This window comes from Vagococcus vulneris, from assembly GCF_003950515.1.
Lineage (GTDB): Bacteria > Bacillota > Bacilli > Lactobacillales > Vagococcaceae > Vagococcus > Vagococcus vulneris.
On the sequence record NZ_NGJS01000003.1, the window covers coordinates 1 to 20,965 of the forward strand.

The 20,965-nt window shown below is 37.1% G+C and carries 22 protein-coding genes, 1 tRNA gene and 1 other RNA gene; 17 read left to right on the top strand and 7 right to left on the bottom strand.

The features are described from left to right. The first annotated feature begins 528 nt into the window (after positions 1–528). The 6 genes from CBF37_RS03065 to CBF37_RS03090 all read left to right on the top strand — a co-directional run bounded on the left by CBF37_RS03065 (position 529) and on the right by CBF37_RS03090 (position 6,713). Positions 529–602: transfer RNA gene (locus CBF37_RS03065), tRNA-Arg, on the top strand. A gap of 95 nt (positions 603–697) precedes the next feature. Further along, positions 698–1,891: an S-methyl-5-thioribose kinase gene (gene mtnK / locus CBF37_RS03070; RefSeq protein WP_240626651.1), complete on the top strand. Its 1,194-nt coding sequence runs from the start codon at positions 698–700 to the stop codon at positions 1,889–1,891. A gap of 1 nt (position 1,892) precedes the next feature. Then, a complete protein-coding gene (locus CBF37_RS03075; RefSeq protein ID WP_125983256.1) occupies positions 1,893–2,945 on the top strand; it encodes a s-methyl-5-thioribose-1-phosphate isomerase in 1,053 nt (350 codons plus the stop codon). Between the two features lie 13 nt (positions 2,946–2,958). Further along, positions 2,959–3,621, top strand: coding sequence for an L-fuculose-phosphate aldolase (locus CBF37_RS03080; RefSeq protein ID WP_125983257.1), 663 nt, complete (start codon positions 2,959–2,961; stop codon positions 3,619–3,621). A 147-nt stretch (positions 3,622–3,768) separates the two neighbouring features. After that, positions 3,769–4,236: a CtsR family transcriptional regulator gene (locus tag CBF37_RS03085; protein WP_125983258.1), complete on the top strand. Its 468-nt coding sequence runs from the start codon at positions 3,769–3,771 to the stop codon at positions 4,234–4,236. Between the two features lie 5 nt (positions 4,237–4,241). Next, positions 4,242–6,713, top strand: coding sequence for an ATP-dependent Clp protease ATP-binding subunit (locus CBF37_RS03090; RefSeq protein WP_125983259.1), 2,472 nt, complete (start codon positions 4,242–4,244; stop codon positions 6,711–6,713). A gap of 95 nt (positions 6,714–6,808) precedes the next feature. Here the strand turns inward: CBF37_RS03090 and CBF37_RS03095 are convergent, their stop codons facing one another. The 3 genes from CBF37_RS03095 to CBF37_RS03105 form a co-directional block, all read right to left on the bottom strand. After that, a complete protein-coding gene (locus tag CBF37_RS03095; protein WP_125983260.1) occupies positions 6,809–7,564 on the bottom strand; it encodes a YibE/F family protein in 756 nt (251 codons plus the stop codon). Then, entirely contained in the window at positions 7,561–8,673 is a 1,113-nt protein-coding gene (locus CBF37_RS03100) for a YibE/F family protein (protein WP_165866620.1), read from the bottom strand. The genes CBF37_RS03095 and CBF37_RS03100 overlap by 4 nt, the downstream gene beginning before the upstream one ends. 138 nt (positions 8,674–8,811) lie before the next feature. Beyond that, positions 8,812–10,629 (bottom strand): M3 family oligoendopeptidase, encoded by a 1,818-nt coding sequence (locus CBF37_RS03105; RefSeq protein ID WP_125983262.1) that lies wholly within the window; start codon positions 10,627–10,629, stop codon positions 8,812–8,814. A gap of 118 nt (positions 10,630–10,747) precedes the next feature. On the opposite strand from CBF37_RS03105, the gene CBF37_RS03110 reads away from it, so the two are divergent. The 11 genes from CBF37_RS03110 (at position 10,748) to CBF37_RS03160 (ending at position 18,321) form a co-directional block, all read left to right on the top strand. Continuing rightward, a complete protein-coding gene (locus CBF37_RS03110; protein ID WP_125983263.1) occupies positions 10,748–11,263 on the top strand; it encodes a VanZ family protein in 516 nt (171 codons plus the stop codon). 70 nt (positions 11,264–11,333) lie between these two features. After that, on the top strand, positions 11,334–12,059 hold the full coding sequence (locus CBF37_RS03115; RefSeq protein ID WP_125983264.1) for a YebC/PmpR family DNA-binding transcriptional regulator: 726 nt from the start codon (positions 11,334–11,336) through the stop codon (positions 12,057–12,059). A 109-nt stretch (positions 12,060–12,168) separates the two neighbouring features. Continuing rightward, positions 12,169–13,131: a competence type IV pilus ATPase ComGA gene (gene comGA, locus CBF37_RS03120; protein WP_125983265.1), complete on the top strand. Its 963-nt coding sequence runs from the start codon at positions 12,169–12,171 to the stop codon at positions 13,129–13,131. 28 nt (positions 13,132–13,159) lie between these two features. Further along, on the top strand, positions 13,160–14,140 hold the full coding sequence (comGB, locus tag CBF37_RS03125) for a competence type IV pilus assembly protein ComGB (protein ID WP_276309131.1): 981 nt from the start codon (positions 13,160–13,162) through the stop codon (positions 14,138–14,140). Beyond that, complete coding sequence (comGC, locus tag CBF37_RS03130) at positions 14,137–14,478, top strand: competence type IV pilus major pilin ComGC (RefSeq protein ID WP_125983267.1); 342 nt, start codon at positions 14,137–14,139, stop codon at positions 14,476–14,478. Before comGB ends, comGC begins: the two co-directional genes overlap by 4 nt. 9 nt (positions 14,479–14,487) lie before the next feature. Further along, the gene (comGD, locus tag CBF37_RS03135) at positions 14,488–14,955 is read left to right on the top strand and encodes a competence type IV pilus minor pilin ComGD (protein ID WP_125983268.1); all 468 of its coding nucleotides are present in this window, start codon (positions 14,488–14,490) and stop codon (positions 14,953–14,955) included. Then, a complete protein-coding gene (locus CBF37_RS03140; RefSeq protein WP_125983269.1) occupies positions 14,942–15,238 on the top strand; it encodes a hypothetical protein in 297 nt (98 codons plus the stop codon). Before comGD ends, CBF37_RS03140 begins: the two co-directional genes overlap by 14 nt. Next, complete coding sequence (locus CBF37_RS03145) at positions 15,228–15,668, top strand: hypothetical protein (protein ID WP_125983270.1); 441 nt, start codon at positions 15,228–15,230, stop codon at positions 15,666–15,668. The genes CBF37_RS03140 and CBF37_RS03145 overlap by 11 nt, the downstream gene beginning before the upstream one ends. Continuing rightward, complete coding sequence (locus CBF37_RS03150; RefSeq protein WP_125983271.1) at positions 15,628–15,993, top strand: hypothetical protein; 366 nt, start codon at positions 15,628–15,630, stop codon at positions 15,991–15,993. Before CBF37_RS03145 ends, CBF37_RS03150 begins: the two co-directional genes overlap by 41 nt. A gap of 96 nt (positions 15,994–16,089) precedes the next feature. Beyond that, positions 16,090–17,127 (top strand): class I SAM-dependent methyltransferase, encoded by a 1,038-nt coding sequence (locus tag CBF37_RS03155; protein WP_125983272.1) that lies wholly within the window; start codon positions 16,090–16,092, stop codon positions 17,125–17,127. A 3-nt stretch (positions 17,128–17,130) separates the two neighbouring features. Beyond that, positions 17,131–18,321 (top strand): acetate/propionate family kinase, encoded by a 1,191-nt coding sequence (locus CBF37_RS03160; protein WP_125983273.1) that lies wholly within the window; start codon positions 17,131–17,133, stop codon positions 18,319–18,321. Positions 18,322–18,410: 89 nt separating this feature from the next. Here CBF37_RS03160 and CBF37_RS03165 read toward each other — a convergent pair whose 3' ends face one another. From CBF37_RS03165 to CBF37_RS03180, 4 genes are all read right to left on the bottom strand, one after another. Continuing rightward, positions 18,411–18,887, bottom strand: a complete 477-nt coding sequence (locus tag CBF37_RS03165; RefSeq protein WP_125983274.1) for a universal stress protein — start codon at positions 18,885–18,887, stop codon at positions 18,411–18,413. A 23-nt stretch (positions 18,888–18,910) separates the two neighbouring features. Beyond that, on the bottom strand, positions 18,911–19,180 hold the full coding sequence (locus tag CBF37_RS03170; RefSeq protein WP_125983275.1) for a hypothetical protein: 270 nt from the start codon (positions 19,178–19,180) through the stop codon (positions 18,911–18,913). Between the two features lie 46 nt (positions 19,181–19,226). Beyond that, positions 19,227–19,416, bottom strand: a non-coding RNA gene (gene ssrS, locus CBF37_RS03175) — 6S RNA. A 64-nt stretch (positions 19,417–19,480) separates the two neighbouring features. Beyond that, positions 19,481–20,755 (bottom strand): replication-associated recombination protein A, encoded by a 1,275-nt coding sequence (locus CBF37_RS03180; RefSeq protein WP_125983276.1) that lies wholly within the window; start codon positions 20,753–20,755, stop codon positions 19,481–19,483. Positions 20,756–20,965: the final 210 nt, after the last annotated feature.

The window sequence follows — 20,965 nt, forward strand, 5'->3', positions numbered from 1 at the left end:
CTTTTAGGATCAGCGAGTGAATGTGGTGCATAAGGGAGACTTTTTCAGTGAGCCTTTTAGGCTCAGGCCGGCAATAGAGGCTTTCAGCCGAAGAACAAACCTCCAGTTCACACTGGAGGTTTTGATTGTCTTTAAAACTAAGTAATATTCTATATATAATTTCAAAAGCTTCTATATCCGTAAGCTATTCTTTTGATTAGTTTAATTTTATTATATATAACTTTCTATGAGTTCGATAGAAAATGGAATTTGGAGATATTTATCTTGTTTATTTTTAATAGATTTCATTTGTCAAATTAAGCTAGACAAAATATCTGTTTTGAATTGTACTAGACAATATAGTTGATAGGTGTTATTATCAATGAGAAGTAGTTTTATGTTTTTTCATAATGATGTAAAATATTTATTTATTGAAGATGTTAGTATGTTATTGCTTTATTTTAAAAGTAGATGTGATTAATATCAAATAATTTTGAGAAAAATTAATCATTTTGCTTAGTCAAATTTCACTCCTCAACATTATGAACTGCACCCATAGCTCAATTGGATAGAGTGTCTGACTACGGATCAGAAGGTTAGGGGTTCGACTCCTCTTGGGTGCGTTAGGTTTTAGTGTAAAAGCATTTATGTTAAGTTATTCTTAGCGTGGATGCTTTTTTAGTTGTTTGAAATGATTTTATTTGAGAGGGTTGGTAAAATGTCTGAGAAATTTAGTATTGATAGTTTGGAGAGTTATGTAAAAGCTAACACTGATTTATTTGCACCTGATGCACTGTTATTAGTTGAAGAAATTGGCGATGGCAATATTAACTATGTATTCAGCGTAACAGAAGTAAAAACGGATATCAGTTGTATTGTTAAATACTCAGACCAGTATTTGCGTTCATCAGGCCGCCCGTTAAGCATTGACCGTAATCGTATTGAAGTTAAGGCTTTACAGATTGAGCATACATTTGTTCCAAATGCTGTTCCTGAAATTTACTATTATAATGAGGAAGATGCCGTTATTATTATGGAAAATATTTCGGCTTATAAAAATTTACGGCATCAATTAGCAAAGCGATTAATATTTCCAACACTTGCTGAAAAAATCAGCGATTTTTTAGCTGAGACACTCTTAAATACGACGGATCATGCGTGTGTGTCTAAGTTAAAGAAAGAACGCTTGAAAGAATTTATTAATATTGATATGTGCGATATTAGTGAGGATTTAGTATTTACAGAGCCATATAATGATTATAAACAGCGTAATGTGATAACATCTGGAAACGAAGAATTTGTATTGAAAAATATCTATCAGAATACTGAACTAATAAACGAAGTTGCACAGTTGCGTGATCAATATATGAATAATAGTCAATCTTTGCTGCATGGAGATTTACATTCGGGTTCAATCTTTATAAATGAACAAGGTCTGAAGGTAATCGATCCTGAATTTGCCTTTTATGGGCCAGCGGGTTATGATATCGGCAATGTATTAGCACATTTAATTTTTCCTTATATTCAGAATCAATATTATCAAACTGACCGAAAATTTGAAAAATGGTTAGTTATTACAATTAGTGATGTATTTGATTTGGTTTATCAGAAACTTAATCAACTATATCAAGAAAAGGTTAAACTGTCTTTATATCAAAGTACGATTTATCGGCAAAAATATTTAGCTGATGTAATGTCGGATGCTTTAGGGTACACAGGCACAGAAATTATTCGCCGAGTTATTGGTGATTCGAAAGTGGCAGAGTTAACGACAGTACCAGATTCGATTGATAAACTAGCAATGGAACGTAAATTATTGGTGATTGCGACTCAGCTGATTGTTCAGCGGAAATCATTTGTATCAGGACAGGATGTTATCACATGTTTGAATACACAGAAAGAGGGACGATGATATGTTGCGAGCAGATGAAGGGATGCCTTTTTTATTGAAATATGAAAATGTTGCTTGGTACGAAGATGGCAAAGTTAGAATTCTCGACCGACGGATTTATCCGACAGAGACCATCTTTGTCGAATGTCGGACGCATCAAGAAGTGGCACAAGCAATTCATGATATGGTAACACAAAGTGCTGGACCTTATACGGCAGCAGGCATGGGGATGGCTTTGGCAGCTTATGAAGCACGAGGTAAATCAGAACAAGAGCAGATAACCTATTTAACACAGGCAGCTGAAACTATCGGTTATGCCCGACCAACGACGGCAAATCGCATGATGCAGATTACAACCAATTGTTTACATGCGGGGGAGCAAGCTCTTAAGCATGACAAAAATCCAGTTGAAGCAATTGTTGAAACTACCGTGGCTTCGTTAAATCGCCGCTACTCGATTATGGATATTGTCGGACACTATTTGTTAAAACAGATACCTGATAATGGAACGGTTTTAACACAATGTTTTGGTGAAACGATAGTCGGTACGTTACTGCGTGCAGCTAAAAATGCGAATAATGATTTAAAAATTATTTGTGCAGAGACAAGACCTTATTTGCAAGGGGCCCGCTTGACTGCAAGTTGTGCCGCGGATTTGGGATTTGACACAACACTGATTACAGATAATATGGTCGCCTATGCGATGGAAACACAAAATATTGATGTGTATACATCAGCAGCTGATACGATTGCTCGTGACGGTCATATTGCTAACAAAATAGGTACGAATCAAATTGCTTTGTTAGCACAGCATTATGGTATCCCGTATTATGTGACGGGAATTCCGGACCAAGATAAGTATAGCTGTGAAGACATAGTGATTGAGCAGCGGGATCCGCAGCAAGTTTTGACATTTCGGGGTACGCCGATTGCTTTACCTGATGTCAAAGCAATTTACCCATCATTTGATATTACCCCGCCGACTAGAATCAGCGGGGTTGTAACGGACAAAGGAATCTATTCGCCCTTTAGTTTAGGCAGCTATTTTGAAACAGATGTGACACAATTTTATTAAGAGGAAGTGCACTATGAGATACATGGAATTACGAAAGCAATTGGTAGACTACGGAAATAAAATGTTAGATGAAGGGTTGACAACAGGAACTGGCGGAAATCTAAGTATCTATGTTCGAAAAGATAAAGTGATGCTGATCACACCTAGCGGAATTCCCTACCATAAAACAACACCACAAGATATTACTGTATTAACTTTGGATGGGGATGTTATTGAAGGAGATCGAAAACCATCAAGTGAATACGACATGCATCGAATTTTTTATCAAAATACTCACAATGTAAATGCGGTTGTTCATACGCATTCAGAATATGCTACAGTTTTTGCGTGTTTGCAAGAAGATATTTTACCAATCCATTATATTATTGGGTCGATAGGAAAAAGAATTCGTTGTTGTCCGTATGAAACGTTTGGAACACCGGAACTAGCTGAAGTAGTTTTTGATACAATTGGTGAAGACAAAGGGTTATTATTAGGTAATCATGGGACGATTGCTGTTGGAAAAGATTTATGCGATGCATTTTCTATAGCCAAAGATATTGAATTTATGGCAAAGTTGTATTACCGAACAAAAGCCATTGGGACACCAGTGGTATTAACTGACACACAATTAGATGATGTGATTGAGAAGTTTGGGACATATGGGCAGTCACGCACATATGGACAAGAAAATTAAGTAGATTAAGTCAAAAGATCTGTAGTTGGTGTACAGGTCTTTTTTAATAACTATTAAAATTTTTTATAAGCAATCGAATTACTGTTACTTGGATAGGGTTATCTGATATAATAAAGGTCAGATATAGTCAATAAAGGTGGTGTGTTTATGGATAATCGAAATATGTCTGATATGATTGAGTCGTATTTAAAAGAAATTCTAGCAGCCACTAATCAGATTGAAATAAGGCGCTCAGAAATTGCTGAAAGATTTGATTGTGTGCCGTCTCAAATTAATTATGTAATTAATACACGTTTTACGATTCCTAAAGGTTATAAAGTGGAAAGTAAACGTGGTGGTGGCGGTTATATTCGTATTTTAAAAATAGAGTTGTTAGCAAATAGTGATGATTTAACACATTTTACTGAATTAATCGGTTCAGAGTTGACAGAAAGTGATACAAAAGCACTACTGAATCAGTTGTTTATTCACGGTTGGATATCTGCCAGAGAAATGCATTTTTTTATGGTGCTGTTAAATTCAAAAAGTTTGCTTTCGTTAAATGGTGGCAGTACGATGAGAGCACAAATGATGCTGGAACTATTGGAGCATCTTAGTTATGAAGATGGGGAGTGACGTATATGAGAGATGAATTATTTACACAACGCGTAAAACAGGCTTTAGCGTATGCACAAGAATCTGCAAAGATGACACATCAAGATACAGTAGGAACAGAGCATATTCTTTACGGACTTGCTCGAGAAAGTCAAGGTATTGCTGGTAAGGTGTTAGACGATTTTTCAGTAACACCAGATCGTGTTTTGGATATTATTTTTGAAGAAATGCCGTACTCAGATAATAAGCCGATTCGTTTAGGTGAATTACTACCCTATTCACCACGTGCTAAACAGTTGCTGAAGTTTTCTGAAGATGAGTCGCGAAAACTGGATGCCACAGGTATTGGAACAGAGCATGTTTTATTAGCAATGTTAAGTAATGAAATTATTGCTGCGACACAGATATTGATTAATGAGCAAATTAATTTAGGTATGATGCGCAAAGAGTTATTCAAGCGTATTGGTATTGATAAAGAAGCAAATAATGGTCGTCAACGAGTGAAGAAAGATAATATGGGAAATGAAAAAACACCGATGTTGGATTCATTAGCTCGTGATATAACTGAATCAGCTCGTCGTGGTAAACTGGATCCTTTAGTTGGGCGTCAAATTGAACTTGATCGATTACTTCAAGTGTTATCTCGACGCACAAAGAATAATCCCGTATTAGTAGGTGAGCCAGGTGTCGGAAAAACAGCAATTGTAGAGGGACTTGCACAACGTATTGCAGATGGCAATGTCCCTGAAGAGATGTTAGATAAACGATTGATGATGCTTGATATGGGCTCAGTTGTTGCTGGTACCAAGTATCGTGGTGAATTTGAAGGCCGTATGAAAAAGATGATAGATGAAATCTATAATGAAGGAAATATTATTTTGTTTATTGATGAAATTCATACGATGATAGGTGCAGGTGGGGCTGAAGGTGCTATTGATGCATCAAATATCATGAAGCCGGCTTTGGCTCGTGGAGAATTACAAACAATTGGTGCGACAACATTAAATGAATATCAAAAATACATCGAAAAAGATGCTGCTCTTGAGCGACGCTTCGCCAAGATTATGATTGAAGAACCAACGGCAGATGAAACGGAACAGATGCTACAAGGACTACGCAAACGATATGAACAGTTTCACCGCGTACGAATTACAGATGAAGCTGTTCAAGCTGCTGTACACTTGTCTGCACGATATATCACAGATCGTCAATTACCGGATAAGGCAATTGATTTAATTGATGAGGCAGCCGCGCATGCCAAATTACGTTTATCAGCAGAAGAAACACCGGTGCGTAAACAAGAATTATTGGTGAAAGAAATCATCGGGCGTAAAGATCAGGCTATTCGTCAACTTAATTTTGAAGATGCTGCAGCTATTCGTGAAGAAGAGAAAAAAGCTGTTTCTAAATTAGAAAAAATGGTAGAGAAACATGGACCTAAGTCAAATGAATATCAAACGCAAGTAACGGATGAAGATATTGCCAAAGTGGTTTCTCAGTGGACTGGAGTACCGTTACAAGAAGTTGAAAAAACGGAGAGCGATCGTCTTTTAGATTTAGAATCTGTCCTGCATCAACGTGTTGTTGGTCAAGACGAAGCGGTTATTGCTGTTTCAAAAGCTATTCGTCGTTCACGCAGCGGGTTAAAAGACCCTAAACGACCTATCGGTTCATTTATGTTCTTAGGACCAACAGGTGTCGGTAAAACAGAACTGGCTAAAACTTTAGCTGAAGAAATGTTTGGTTCGGAAGATGCGTTGATTCGGATTGATATGTCAGAATTTATGGAAAAACACACAACCAGTCGGTTAGTCGGATCGCCTCCGGGTTATATTGGACATGATGAGGGAGGTCAGCTAACTGAAAAAATTCGTCGTCGCCCTTACTCGGTTATCCTATTTGATGAGGTTGAAAAAGCACACCCTGAAGTCTTTAATGTCTTATTACAAGTGTTGGATGATGGACACTTAACAGACTCGAAAGGACGTAAAGTTGATTTCAAAAACACTGTAATTGTGATGACATCCAATATCGGTGCTACATCACTGCGAGATGAAAAAACAGTTGGTTTTGGTTCTGCTGATGCCTCCCATGATTATAAAGCGATGAAATCACGTATCTTAGAAGAATTGAAAAAAGCTTTCCGTCCGGAGTTCTTAAATCGTGTCGATGAAACAGTTGTCTTCCATCAATTAAGTAAGGAAGAAATTCATGAAATTGTTAAAATAATGAGTCGTTCGATTGTGGACCGATTAGCGGAGCAAGATATTACGCTAAAAATGACAGCCGGAGCAATTGATGTTATCAGTAAAGAAGGATTTGACCCAGAATATGGTGCGCGGCCAATTCGCCGAGCACTTCAAAAAGAAGTGGAAGATCGCTTAAGTGAAGTACTGCTTTCAGGTGAAGTAGAAGCTGGTGATACTATCACTCTAGGTTCTGCCAAAGGTGAGATATATTATAAAGTTAAAAAGAAAAAAGAAGTTGTACTGAGTTAAATAAGATAAATCATCCAGCTATTCAGATTATTGAACAGCTGGATGATTTTGTTTATTAGTGTGTGAATAACAAAAAAATATAAGATAAGGCTACTTCATTCATTATCGGTTGTTTCTTGTTTGGTCATCAGGTAAGTTGTAATCGGAATGGTTAAAATAATACTAATACCACTGATTATAATACTAACCCATTCGGTGACAATCAGTTTAGAGTTGAATAAAGCAGTTAAGGAGTAATTTAAATCAGTGATCCAGATAAAAACAGCCAACTGTCCGCCAACGATAGCAAAGATAAGTGTATTCAGTGTTGACCCTAAAACATCCTTGCCAATCGTTATTCCGGATTGATACCACAATTTTTGCGAGATGCTAGGGGATGTCTTTTTTACTTCTGAAAGCGCGGAAGCAATGGAAATAGCGACATCATTAATAGCACCGACGAGACTCATAATTAGAACGGATACGCTGACTGACACAAAAGACACACCGATATCTAAAGAGTACATGTCCATCTCCATTAGTTCTTCGCTTGGTAACCCCTGCAGATGCATCGTTGTGACGGCTAAATAGATGACTCCGAGCATTAAGAGTAAAACTATCAGGCTGCTGAGAAAGGCATACTTTGTTGCGGGATGATACCCGTTGATAGCAAACAGATTCATGGCGCTGATTAAAATACTCGCTGATAAGGTTATCCAAAAAACAGAAAATCCCCAGTGGATTAAAATAACGGCGGTAAACATGATGAATAGATTAATAATTAAAACAATGAAGGTATTGATACCTGTGCGTCCACCAATCCACCACATCAGACCGCCGAGGACTAACAGCAATAGTAAATTGACACTCATATTTTTCCTTCCTTTACTTTTGAAGATAATATGCGACTTGCTAAAAAAATGGTAATCGGAACGGTTAAAACAATCCCGATACTGCCGACTAATGCTCGAGCCAATTCAAGGGAAAGAACGATGGAAAATGTATAATTAAAAGACATCTGATTTTTTAAAAAAATAATGATTAGGGGGATGGCGCCACTTAAGTAAGAAAAAATCATGATATTTATCATGGGACCAGTGATTTCACTGCCAATTGAATAGCCCGCTTGTTTCAAATCTTGTTGGTTAAGAGCTGAATTATTTGCAGCTATCTCAGTCAAAGATGATGTAATGGTGACTGCGATATCCATTACACCGCCTAAGCAGCCGATAAACAGACTGGTTAGAAAAATTGTATGTGCAGGTCGTGTAATCAATTCCATTTCTTCATAATGCAATCCCTTGTGCTGTAATAAAGTAATAACAATAAAACCAATACAGAAGGTTAAATACGTACCGAAAAGTGTTGCAATCCCGGCGATTTTTGTTTTCTTTGAATAACCGTTTAATAAAAATAATGTGCTGAAAATCAGTACGGGACTAATTATTAAAAATAGAGGAAGTAATAATTGGTCATTTTGACTGCGATATACTAAAAGTGCTGTGCCGATTAATACGCTGTTTAAGCATAAGCTGATAAACGTAAATATGCCTTGTCGACCAGCGACAATGAAAAGCAGTAAGACAAACAGCAAAGTCAATACAAACAGAGATGTATCACGTTTGGCCTCAACAATTGTTAGGCTGGGAAGAGGATTCTGTGTGCCGGTAACGAATAGTTTATTCCCCTTGCGATACTGCTGATTCTTTATTTGAGAAGCGGAAAAGGTATTGGTTATGTCAAATGTCTGATTTTTTAAAGAACCATTAAGCAGTTTAACTGTCAATTGTTGGGTGATATGTGACTCCTTATTCCCTTTTTCGTCAGTGACTGCTTTCGGCGGTTCATTTTTCACGTGGATTACTTGTGCCAGTGTATCTTGCTGGTACAGTTGAGAAGACAGCGAAACAAAAACTAAACCGCCTAAAAAACAGAGAATGACGCTGCTGAAAAAAAGTGTGATGCGTTTATTTTTAGACAAAAAAATTCACTCCTAAACTGTCAAAATAAGTTAGTCAAAGTGTATCATAGTTAGAAAGTTGATGGAAATTTTCCTGACAGTTTTTCAGTGTATTAAAAAAAGTCTGAAAGATATCTTTCAGACTTTTCAGCAGTTCATTTAGTTAATGTAATCGTTGGTTAACTCGATAAACTCAGCGACATCTTTTTTAATCATGTTGATTCCAGCTTGCCAGAAATCAGCTTTAGTTAAATCAACACCTAAATGTTTTTCTGCGAGTTCTTCAGTGTTCATAGACGCAGTATCACGGAGTAAGGCGATATAATCGTCTTCAAAGTTCGTACCTTTTTCTTTCGCAAAGGCATAGATTCCCATACTGAATAAGTAGCCGAATGTGTACGGGAAGTTATAGAACGGTACAGAATCGATATAGAAGTGCAATTTACTTGCCCAGAAATGCGGATGGTAACTTGCTAACGAATCGCAGTAAGATTCTTTTTGAGCTGCAACCATTAATTCTGTGATATCTTCATCTGTCAGTAGCTGTTCTTTACGTTTTTTATGGAAATTATCTTCAAAGATAAAACGTGCATGGATATTCATAAACATGGCAATGGAATTTTGGATTTTAATATCCAATAGATTAACTTTTTCTTCAATTGAAGCTGCTTGCTGCAAGGTAGCGTCGGCAACGATTAATTCTGCAAAAGTACTTGCTGTTTCAGCAACGTTCATTGCATAATCCTGACTGATAGTTGGTAAATCCCACATCACATGAGAATGGAAGGCATGCCCTAATTCATGTGCAAGTGTTGCTACTTCATTGATTGATTCACCATAAGTCATAAAGATACGTGATTCTTGACTTTCTGGGAGTCCGGTACAATAGCCGCCAGGACGTTTGCCAGGACGATCTTCAGCTTCAATCCATGATTGTTCGAACGCTTTTTTTGCAAAATCAGACATTTTAGGACTGAATTTATTAAAGTTTTCAATAATAAATTCAGCGGCTTGGTCAAAAGAGTAGCGCTTTTCTTTAAAGTCACCAATTAAGACAGGAGCATCTTGGTCTTGCCATTCCATACGCTTTTTACCAAACAGGTTAGCTTTGCGTGTTAAGAAATCAACGAAAGGTTGTTTATTTTCACTGATTGCTCCCCACATAGCTTGCAGTGTTTTTTTAGACATGCGGTTATATTCTAAAGGGATTTCCAGATGATCGGTAATACCGTGGAGTTTATTGGTTGTTAAACGGAAACCATCTAAATGATTTAGCGTGTCGGCTAAAATAGGCGCTTCTTTGGCCCAAGCCGCTTCCCATTTATTAAACAGATCTTTACGGACGTTGGCATCGGCATCTCCCATCATGCGGTTGAATGCTTGACCCGCCGATAAGTCCAGTGTTGTACCATCTTTTTCTGTAAAAGGAATGGTTATTTGAGCGACAATTGTATCATAATGTGTGCTCCAACCTGTTAAGCCGTCATTGGTCAATTGGTTGATAATCGTTTCTTCAGCTTCGCTTAATAGCCGCTGACCGCGTGTTCGCATTTCATTTAAATTAAATGCTACACCTTGCTCTTGCAGCAGCGGAATTGCAAGTAGCTGTTTCCAAGCGTCATCAGACATTCCAGTTAATTTTTTAACTAAAATAATATGACTGTTGTCAAATTCGGTAATTTTACCGTAAATTGCTGCTAAAATAGTTCCAGCCTTTTTGTTGGTAACATCAGCAGACTGAATAGCTGTTACGTAGCTGACTAATTGAGATAAGCCTTTTTGTGTTGTTTCGATTGTTGAGAAAATCTGATTGAAATCAGCAAAATTCGGAGTGTCGGCCTCAACATTCCAGTTCTTTACTAAGCCGTCAAATTCTTTTAGTTGTGTGTCAAGTAGTGATAGCCGATCAGATAGTTCTTTTGACTCGACTCCGCCGTCAAATAGTGAATCTAAGTCCCAAGTGATTGAATATGTCATGAATATATAACCCCTTTCTAATATTATTATCATTATACATGATTTTATCTTATCTGCACTAGTCATTGAAATGAGGGAACTGACAGGTTAAGATAGGTATACTATAAGGAGTGACTTGATGAAACATATTTCAAAAGAAAAATTATTTTTACTTATTGCTATGGCTGTGATGATTGTTTTATTTTTTAGTTCGTCACAAACGTATGAACAGCAGTCACAAGTGTCTTTGCTAGCAAAGGTATTAAAAAATGAGCCGTTTAAAGGCTTTTTATCAAAGTTTTCATTTTCATATGGTGGTTCACCTGTGAGCATTGAAGCGGATGGTTATTTTAAATTTGTAGAATTTTTTATTCGAAAAGGAGCACATTTTCTGACATTTTTTGTGTTGGGGGGATCGTTGTGTTTAGTGTTATATCATAAAACAAGAAGTTTATTTATTTCAGGGTTATTCGGCTGGCTGAGTGCAACGGGTTATGCAGCTTTAGATGAGTTTCACCAAATGATTACCGGGGGACGGACGCCGCTGTTTCAAGATGTTGCGTTAGACAGCATTGGAGCGTTAACAGCTTGTGTTCTGGTGATGCTGATTACCTGGCTAAAAACAGGGAAAGTTAAATCAAAGCGTAAATCATAATTTCTGTAATTTGTAGACAAATATATGGTAAAATGTAGAAGAGTCAACTAATTAGAAAGAAGGGATTAGAATGTCAGGACATTCAAAGTGGAACAATATCAAGGGTAGAAAAGGCGCACAAGATGCGAAACGCGGTAAAGTTTTTCAAAAATTATCACGTGAAATCTATATGGCTGCCAAAGATGGAGGCCCTGATCCAACCGCTAACCCTTCGTTACGATTAGTTTTAGATAAAGCCAAAGCGGCTAATATGCCGAATGATAATGTCGATCGGGCCATAAAGAAAGCAACATCATCAGGTGAAGGTGAAAACTATGATGAAGTCATTTATGAAGGGTATGGTCCTGCAGGCGTTGCAATTTTAGTTCATACATTAACGGATAATCGCAATCGGACATCAACTAACGTACGGGTTGCTTTTAGACGACACGGCGGTTCAATGGGTGAGTCGGGCTCAGTGGCCTACATGTTTGACCGAAAGGGTTATATCGCTATTGAACGTGAAGGTCTTGATTTAGATGAAGATGCTATGCTGTCAGCAGTGATTGATGCTGGTGCGGAAGACTTGCTTACATCTGATGAAGTATTTGAAATCTACACAGAACCAGCAGATTTTCCGGATGTACGAGATGCTCTTGAAGTGCAAGGATTAATATTAGCACAAGCTGAATTAACCATGGTCCCACAAAATTTGATAGAAGTCTCTGATGCAGATAAAAATAAAATTGAGGCTATTGTTGATGCCTTAGAAGAAGATGATGATGTGTCAGAAGTCTTTACTTCTGCTGATATTTAACAATTTGATTGAAAAACTCCTTGAAAAAGGGGTTTTTTTATTATCCAATCGATTGATTGAAAAAGAATATCTAAATAATTTCGAATATTTATGATGAAAGGAGGATGTCATGTCGGTAAAAAAAATGGCGCGTCGGATCATCTTACAAGGAGAAAAACAGCGGATCAGTGATATCTATGTTTTACCTGCGGGCAAGGAAGAATATCAAATTTCATTCAGATATCATCAACAGACAAGCCTTTATCAGAAACTATCGGTAGAAGAAGGCGAACGACTAATTTTATACTTTAAGTATTTGGGCGGTATGGACGTGTCTGAAAAACGCCGCGTACAAGTCGGCAGCGGTAAAATAAAATTAACCGAAAAGCATCAATGTCGTATCCGTTTATCTACTGTTGCTGATTTTATGAATCGGGAAACTTTGGTGATCCGCTTGTTGTATGATTGGTCAAAAAAGGCAGACCTCAAGTATCTTTTGCCAAATCAGCGCCAGCAAATTAAACGGGCTGTCGGTTTAAATGGACTGTACCTTTTCTCAGGACCAACCGGTGCTGGTAAATCAACAACAATGTATCTTCTTGCCAAACATTTGCAGCGTGTTGATGGTAAACAGGTTATTACAATTGAAGATCCTGTTGAAATTGAGGATACACAGTTTTTACAGTGTCAGGTGAATGAAGCGATTGGCTTGACTTATTTTGAGTTAATCAAGGTCTGTTTACGACACCGACCTGATTTATTGATTATTGGCGAAATACGAGACAAGGTCACTGCGGAAATGGCAATTCGTGCGGCATTAACTGGACACTTAGTATTTTCAACAGTTCATGCAAAAGATAAGCATCATGTTGTTGATCGTCTAGTTGATTTAGGGGTCTCAAAGCTAGAGTTAACTGAATGTCTGCGTGGCATAATTTATCAAGAATTGATTAAAATGAAAGACCTGTCCTATGCAGTTTTGTACGATATGACATTTGACGGGGTAGAGGTGGCTAATTGGGAAAAAAGTTTACAGCAAGCGTACGATTTGGGGAAAATTACACAAAAAACTCAAACAAGATATTTGGTGTAGAGGCTTAACAGCTAAAGAGCGGCTAAAGCTGATCTGCTTCTTAAGTGAGTTGCTGTTGAGTGGTTTTACACTTGAAAAAAGTTTGGTGTTTATTGAAACGATTCAGCCCAAGCGGAAAAAAGAGTTGATTAGCGTCAGACGGCAGTTGGGCCACGGCTATCCGTTGAGTGTCTGCTTAAAGCGTATCGGCTTTCAAAATAGGGAAACCGCACAACTACAATTTGCCGAAATTCATGGTGAATTTCCTCAGACATTAGAGCGGATTGCGACCTATTTAAAGGATGTACAGCAACAAAAAGATAAAATGAAAAAAACACTGACGTATCCATTGCTATTAGTCACTTTTTTGATTGGCATGATGTTAGGACTACGTTGGTTCATTCTACCACAACTCTCAAGTTTATACGCGGGTAAGCAGTCGACAAATATCGGTTTGATGTTTATTGAGTACTTGCCGTATATCATGGGTGGTTGTGCTATCCTCGGTTTGTTAAGTATCGGAGTGATTCGCTACTATGTAAAGCATACAGATCCAATTCGTAGTACTAATTTATTCTGTCGTTTGCCTATCATCGGCTTGTATTTAAAAGAATATCATACTTCTTTATTTGCAACAGAATGGGGACAGCTCTTGTTAATGGGGATGGAGTTTCGCGAGATAGTCGTCATTATGGAGGGTACCGGATATACTCCGTTAATGCAGGCAATGTCAGTGCAGATAAAACACCGTTTAGAACAAGGCTACTCTATTAGACGGGCAATGAGGGACTGGCAGTTTTTAACACCGGAGCTGTCATTAATTATTCAACATGGTGAGATGAAAGGGCAGTTAGGTCAAGAATTGGTCATATATGGTCAGGCCGCTTGGTACCAGTATATTCAACGAATTGAAAGAAGCATGGTATGGTTTCAACCCATATCTTTCCTGCTTATTGCATTGTTGATTGTTTCGGTTTATGCAGGGCTGTTGCTACCGATTTATCAGGGAATGGAGGGACTTACTGGATGATGGAAATTAAGAAAAAGCGTTATGAAGCATTTACTTTGTTGGAAATGTTGGTTGTTTTATTCATTATTGCCGTTTTATTATTATTATTTGTACCTAATCTAATGAAACATCGTCAACAAATTGTTAAAAATGAGCGTGCAGGTCTGGAAAAGGTGATTGAAACACAAGCAGAAATGTATTTTATGGACACAAAAAAATATCCTGAAAGTTTATCTGCTTTGCAAACTGCAGGCTACTTAACAGAAGAACAATTTAAAAAAGCTGATGAACACAAAATAGTATTGCCTAAAGATACTAAAAACACTGAAGCACCTATTGAACCAAACAGAAAAGAATAACAACTAAATATGAATGACAAATATCAAGGGTTTACTTTAATTGAATTGTTGGTAGTTTTGGTAGTCAGCACTTTTTTCTTACTGTGTCCGTTATTTATGCTCTCGGGCTGGTCAGAGCAATTAACTAACGAACATACGTTGCAGCAGTTTGAACGAAATTATTACCGAACACAATATCATGCGATTGTCACGGGTAGATCAACAGCTATACACGTTGATTTTAAAGGAGAACAGACAATTTTTTTTAGATACCGATTACATGGACAACCAAGTAGCAGTAAAACTAAAGAAACAATTTTAAAATTTCCAACAACATTATTTATTAAAGAAGCTGGATCGGTAATTGATTTATCAGGTTCAGGAGCTCCAAAAACAATTCATAAGTTTGTTTTTAGAGATACAATAAAAAATGAAGATATTATTTATAAAACACAAATCGGCAGCGGAAAGTTAGTGAGACAAAATGAGAAAAACTAATTATCAAGGTTATATCTTATTTGAGGCCTTAGTAGCGTTTAGTGCGTTGGTTGTTTATTTAGGACTACTGAGTTTAGCAGTCACGGGTCAAATTCATCATGAAGAAGAGCAAATAAAGCAGGCAAAGTTGGCTGCTCATGCCTATGATTTAATAAAATTACAAAGAAAAACAGATGTGGTCGATTCAATCAAGCAGCGAGAAAGTATTCAGATCAAGCAGCTGACACCAAAGGCACTTGAAATCAGCCAGTTGAACCGGAAATTAGTGATTTATGAAGAATAATCAAGGGTTTACACTATTCGACTGTTTATTGGCTTTGTTGATTCTTACAATCAGCCTGTTATTTACAGTACCTTTGGTTAAACAAATTCCGCAATTTAAACAGCGGATGCTACGTCGAACTGACATTGACTATGAGCTAGGGAAAATTCAACTGCAGAATATCGTTTACGGGAATCCAATTGCCTCATCAAATAAAGCACAAATAGAATTGATTAATAAGAACCTTCTTAAAGAAAATGAAAAGCTAAAAGAAGAAAAAATAGTCATCAGTTATTATGCTGAAAATAAGACAATTCGTCGGAAACAAGGACAGCATTATTTAATGATGAATATCGAGGAAGTCACATTTAGTCGATTGGATGATGCGGTGCAGGCGGAGGTTAAGACGAATGAAAAAGAAACGCATACGTTTTACTTGTATACAGAATAACCATCAGGGCGGTATTTTTTTAGGTATGCTGTTGCTATTGATACTGCTGAGTACACTGTATTTATTTTTGATTGAAGGAAGTATTGCGCGCCAGAAGTTTTATCGGGATATGGAAAATTATTATCAAGCTATGTGTTTAATCGCTCTTGCGGAGCAAAGAGCAGAAGTCCAGCAAGATAAATTAGTACAGAAATCTGCTGTTGTTTATAATATTGGTAAAATCGAAATGAAACAGCTCGATACTGAAGGAATTGTTCAGATTACGGCTACATTAAACAATGATTTCGTGATTATGAAAAAAATTAGAATAAATTCACAAGAATAAGAAAATATTTTCTTATTCTTTTTCTGTATTTTAAACCTTGAATTATTCGTTTTCATTCGCTAAAATAAAACAGTAAAGGACTTTTGTTATTATGGGATGGAAGAGGTGACAGGTGTGTCTCAAACTGATATCGAAAAAGGCTTTCAATTAATTTGTGAATCAGTTGGAGCGTTACAAGAAGCACTAGACACGTCTTTTTTTGATGCGTATATTGAGAATCAAGAAAATTATCTTGATCAGCAGAGTGTTCGAGTGATTGATAATGTACCAACAAAAGAAGAAACAGCAGCAATAGAAGCGGTTTATCAACGACTTAACAGCTTGTCATTAACGGCCGAAGATAAACGAAAAGTGACACAACTTGTTTTATTACAAGGACTGAAAGAAGAAAAAATCCAGCCAAACCATCAATTAACTCCTGATGGAATAGGTTTTTTGTTTGTATATCTGTTGGAACAGCTGGCAGCTGATAAAAAGAGCCTAACTCTTTTTGATCCAGTAGTGGGTACAGGCAATCTGCTTTATACCATTATGACTAATTTGGCATTAGCTGGTTATCAGACAAAGAGTTATGGTGTCGATGCGGATGAAACATTGTTGAGTATTGGTTCTGTCAATAGAGACTGGTGTGAATTAGATACTGAACTGATTCACCAAGATAGTTTGCACCCATTGCTGATTGATCCGGTTGATTTTGCTATAGCAGATTTACCAGTCGGTTTCTATCCAGATGATGAGCGTGCAGCAGCATATAAAGTGGCGGCGCAATCAGGACACACATATGCGCATCATTTATTAATGGAACAAGCGATGGCGCATGTAAAAGCAGATGGTTTCGGTGTCTTCTTAGTACCGACTAATTTTTTAGAGACTGATCAAGCAGGTGAACTAAAAAATTGGTTGTTGAAAGATGTTTATTTACAAGCAGTCTTGCAGCTACCGGCTGTACTGTTTAAAAATAAAGATACGAGCAAATCAATAATTATTATTCAAAATCCAGGTAAAACAGCTGCTCAAGCCCAAGAAATTTTGCTGGCTGAATTGCCGTCATTAAAGGAAAATCAAGCGGTTATTTCCTTTATTAATCAATTTCGCTCATGGCGAGAAAAAAACATACTAGTTGAGGGAGAATAAGAAATGTCTAAAACAATTGCAGTTAATGCGGGAAGTTCAAGTTTAAAATGGCAATTATACACAATGCCGGAAGAGGTTGTTGTGGCAAAAGGAATCGTCGAAAGAATCGGTTTAAACGACTCTATTTTCACTATTAAATATGGTAGTGGTGAAAAATACGAAGTTATTAAAGATATTGAAGATCATGAAATTGCTATTCATATGCTACTGGATCAATTAACAGAATTAAAAATTATTGAATCATTAGAAGAAATCACAGGTGCTGGACACCGTATTGTTGCTGGTGGCGAACACTTTAAAGAATCAGCAATCATTGATGATGCCGCATTAAAATTGGTTGATGAATTAGCAGAGTTTGCACCATTACATAACCCTGCAGAAGCAAAAGTTATTCGTGTTTTCCAAAAACTATTACCAGATACATTAAATGTTGGTGTATTTGATACATCATTCCATACAACAATGCCAGAAGTAAACTATTTATACAGTATTCCAAAAGAGTATTATGAAAAATTTGCTGCACGTAAGTACGGTGCGCACGGAACAAGCCACCGTTTTGTTTCAAAACGTGCTGCTGAATTACTAGGTAAACCAATTGAAGAAACAAAAATTATTACCTGTCATTTAGGCAATGGTGCTTCTGTTACAGCAGTTGATGGCGGTAAATCAGTGGATACGTCAATGGGCTTCACTCCGTTAGCAGGTTTGACTATGGGAACTCGTTCAGGTGATATTGATGCATCATTATTACCGTACTTAATGGAAAAATTAAATTTAACCGATATTAAAGATATGATTGACATCTTAAATAAAAAATCTGGACTATTCGGCTTATCGGGAATTTCAAGTGATATGCGTGATTTGTTAGCAGCAGAAGAAACAAATAAAGATGCGAAAGTAGCTATTGAAATTTTTGAAGACCGTGTGCGTAAGTATATCGGAAGTTATGCTGCAACAATGAACGGTGTTGACGCTATTGTCTTTACAGCAGGTATCGGGGAAAATGATATTGAGATGCGTGAGAACGTTATTCATGGTTTAACTTGGTTTGGCTGTGAAATTGATAGAGAAAAAAATAATGTTCGCGGTAAAGAAGTTGAAATTTCAACAGCTGATTCAAAAGTAAAAGTATTCTTAATCCCAACAGATGAAGAATTAATGATTGCTCGTGACGTACAAGCATTACAAAAATAATGACTATTTAAAAGAAGTGTCTTTCGGGCACTTCTTTTTTTGTAAACAAAAAAACCTGCAGCTCAGAGAGTACGACAGGCTTTTAAAAATTATTTTTTTGTTCTTTTTTGAAGCAGATGATTGTCTAAATCAGTTCGTACAATTAAAACATCACAATGGGCGTGACGGGCAACGTAACTGGATACAGAGCCGATTAAAATTCGTTCTACAGTATTTAAACCTGTCGCTCCAAGTAAGATAAGGTCGATATCGTGTTCTTGTTGAAGTTCTTTGGCAATTAAAATCTTTGGTGAACCATACTCGATAATATACTCTGCTTGATTAACACCGATTTCTTTAGCATAGTTGATGTAAGAATCTAATGTCTCTTTGGCGATATTTGCTGCTTCTTCAGCCAGTGATTCATCAAAAGAAGAGACAGATTCAAATGCACGAATATCAATGATATGAGCAATAATTAGTTCGGCATTATTCCTTTTAGCGACTTGTGCAGCTTTTTTAAAGGCGAACTCTGCTTCGTTAGATCCGTCGACTGCCACAAGGATTTTTTTGTATTCATTCAACATATTAAACACCCTTTCTTCATCAGTTATTTCCAGTTTTTAGCTAAATTGATACCAAAAACAGCAGAGATAACTAATATTATAATAACATAAATTAAGGAAATTATGCGAGATGTGATGAAAATTCCAAGTGGAATACCAATAATCCCTAGGGTGAAGAAAGTCTGATAAAAAGCTTTAATTGTCTTAGTGTTACTTTGGGTGAATAGGATAAGCAAATCATGCTGATGCCTTTTCATATACCAACCTATTCCTAATAAACATAAGGCTAGGATAAGGATTAATAACTGAATCAAGTTAAGCCACTCCTATATAATTATTTATCATTTTTTGCATAAAAAAAGAATATCCGCAGATGCCGTTATGAGTGTTGTGAGGTTGAACCCGCTGTATATGCAGGTGGGAATCCTGATTACTAGATCAAACTACCAAGAGAAAAGGCATGTTTTCCCATAGCGATACTTAGATTCCCAATGTGTAATGATTTGTTCGGTCAACACTATTAAACACTCGGCGAACATCGCAGATATCTTATGTATTAATACTAACACACGATAAACTATTCATCAATTAATACTCATGGTCTATAATAAATTTTAATTTTTTCGTGCTTGATTTATCTTATCATATTGTTGTGCCAAAACATTTTCATACTTTCCTGTCAATTTTGGTATGTAGTAGTGTGTACCGACTAATTTATCAGGTAGGTATTGCTGTTTGACCCAACCGTTAGTGAAACTATGTGGGTATTGATAACCAATGCTTCGACCTAATTCTTTAGCCCCTTGATAATGACCATCCTTTAAATGACTTGGGACCTCTCCAAATTTTCCATTGTGAATATCAGCTAATGCGCGGTCGATACTTTCAACACTAGAATTCGATTTTGGTGATAGGCATAAATCAATAACTGCTTCTGCTAGTGGGATGCGCGCTTCAGGTAGTCCAAGTTTTTCGGCTGCTTGTACAGCCAAGACGGTACGGCTGCTGGCCCCAGGGTTAGCTAAACCGATATCTTCATAAGCAATAACTAGCAGTCGACGACAAGCGATGACTAATTCACCAGCTTCCACTAATCTAGCCAAGTAGTGTAACGCTGCATCAACATCACTGCCACGTATCGATTTTTGAAACGCGGAGATGACATCGTAATGTGCGTCTCCGTCTTTATCATGGGAAAGAGCTTTTTTTTGAACACATTCTTCCATAATTGGTAGTGTCAAACGGATAATCCCCTCAGAATCAGGCTGAGTTGACATAGCTGCTAGTTCCAATCCGTTTAATGCACTGCGCAAGTCTCCGTTCGTTGCTCGTGTGAGCTGCAGTTCAGCAGCTTCATCAAGTTCGAGTGGTAGTGTACCTAATCCGTTTACTGTATCGGTTAAGGCTCGATTAACGGCAGCCGCAATATCTTCCTCTGTTAATGGCTTTACTTCAAAGATTTGTGTACGGCTGCGAATGGCTGGATTGATTGTTATATACGGATTTTCAGTGGTTGCGCCAATTAAAATGACACGTCCGTTTTCTAAGTGAGGCAGTAAAAAATCTTGTTTCGGTTTATCCAAACGATGGATTTCATCCATTAGTAAAATGACAGTTCCACTCATTTTGGCTTCTTCTACCACAACTTGCAGATCCTTTTTACTGTCAGTTGCAGCGTTCAGCGTACGAAAAGCAAATTTTGTCGAGCCAGCAATTGCACTGGCGATGCTTGTTTTACCAGTCCCTGGAGGACCATACAAAATCATTGAAGATAATCTGTTGGCATCAACCATGCGTCGAATAATTTTACCTGGACCTACAAGGTGCTGCTGACCAACAACATCGTCAATTGTAGTTGGACGCATGCGGTAAGCTAAGGGTTTTTGCATTATGAATCCTCCTTAAATGTAGCTCTAGTATAACATATTCGCTGATGGTTTTTGCTCATGGCAAAACATGTCACGTAAAAAGACAAAAAAAACAATTCAGAACTAAAGGTTCTAGATTAATATATAAAAGAACACAGAAATAGTGTTTTTGTTTGTAAAAAAAAGTCGTGACGTATATAATACAAGTGTATTACGTTACAAAATTCGAGC

Coding starts and splice junctions, on each gene's coding strand:
- comGA (WP_125983265.1), top strand. CDS start 12,169: ATGTCGGTAAAAAAAATGGCGCGTCGGATCATCTTACAAGGAGAAAAA.
- CBF37_RS03165 (WP_125983274.1), bottom strand. CDS start 18,887: ATGTTGAATGAATACAAAAAAATCCTTGTGGCAGTCGACGGATCTAAC.
- mtnK (WP_240626651.1), top strand. CDS start 698: ATGTCTGAGAAATTTAGTATTGATAGTTTGGAGAGTTATGTAAAAGCT.
- CBF37_RS03095 (WP_125983260.1), bottom strand. CDS start 7,564: ATGAGTGTCAATTTACTATTGCTGTTAGTCCTCGGCGGTCTGATGTGG.
- CBF37_RS03160 (WP_125983273.1), top strand. CDS start 17,131: ATGTCTAAAACAATTGCAGTTAATGCGGGAAGTTCAAGTTTAAAATGG.
- CBF37_RS03115 (WP_125983264.1), top strand. CDS start 11,334: ATGTCAGGACATTCAAAGTGGAACAATATCAAGGGTAGAAAAGGCGCA.
- CBF37_RS03085 (WP_125983258.1), top strand. CDS start 3,769: ATGGATAATCGAAATATGTCTGATATGATTGAGTCGTATTTAAAAGAA.
- CBF37_RS03180 (WP_125983276.1), bottom strand. CDS start 20,755: ATGCAAAAACCCTTAGCTTACCGCATGCGTCCAACTACAATTGACGAT.
- comGD (WP_125983268.1), top strand. CDS start 14,488: ATGAATGACAAATATCAAGGGTTTACTTTAATTGAATTGTTGGTAGTT.
- CBF37_RS03150 (WP_125983271.1), top strand. CDS start 15,628: ATGAAAAAGAAACGCATACGTTTTACTTGTATACAGAATAACCATCAG.
- CBF37_RS03075 (WP_125983256.1), top strand. CDS start 1,893: ATGTTGCGAGCAGATGAAGGGATGCCTTTTTTATTGAAATATGAAAAT.
- CBF37_RS03110 (WP_125983263.1), top strand. CDS start 10,748: ATGAAACATATTTCAAAAGAAAAATTATTTTTACTTATTGCTATGGCT.
- CBF37_RS03080 (WP_125983257.1), top strand. CDS start 2,959: ATGAGATACATGGAATTACGAAAGCAATTGGTAGACTACGGAAATAAA.
- CBF37_RS03155 (WP_125983272.1), top strand. CDS start 16,090: ATGGAAGAGGTGACAGGTGTGTCTCAAACTGATATCGAAAAAGGCTTT.
- CBF37_RS03090 (WP_125983259.1), top strand. CDS start 4,242: ATGAGAGATGAATTATTTACACAACGCGTAAAACAGGCTTTAGCGTAT.
- CBF37_RS03140 (WP_125983269.1), top strand. CDS start 14,942: ATGAGAAAAACTAATTATCAAGGTTATATCTTATTTGAGGCCTTAGTA.
- comGC (WP_125983267.1), top strand. CDS start 14,137: ATGATGGAAATTAAGAAAAAGCGTTATGAAGCATTTACTTTGTTGGAA.
- CBF37_RS03145 (WP_125983270.1), top strand. CDS start 15,228: ATGAAGAATAATCAAGGGTTTACACTATTCGACTGTTTATTGGCTTTG.
- CBF37_RS03105 (WP_125983262.1), bottom strand. CDS start 10,629: ATGACATATTCAATCACTTGGGACTTAGATTCACTATTTGACGGCGGA.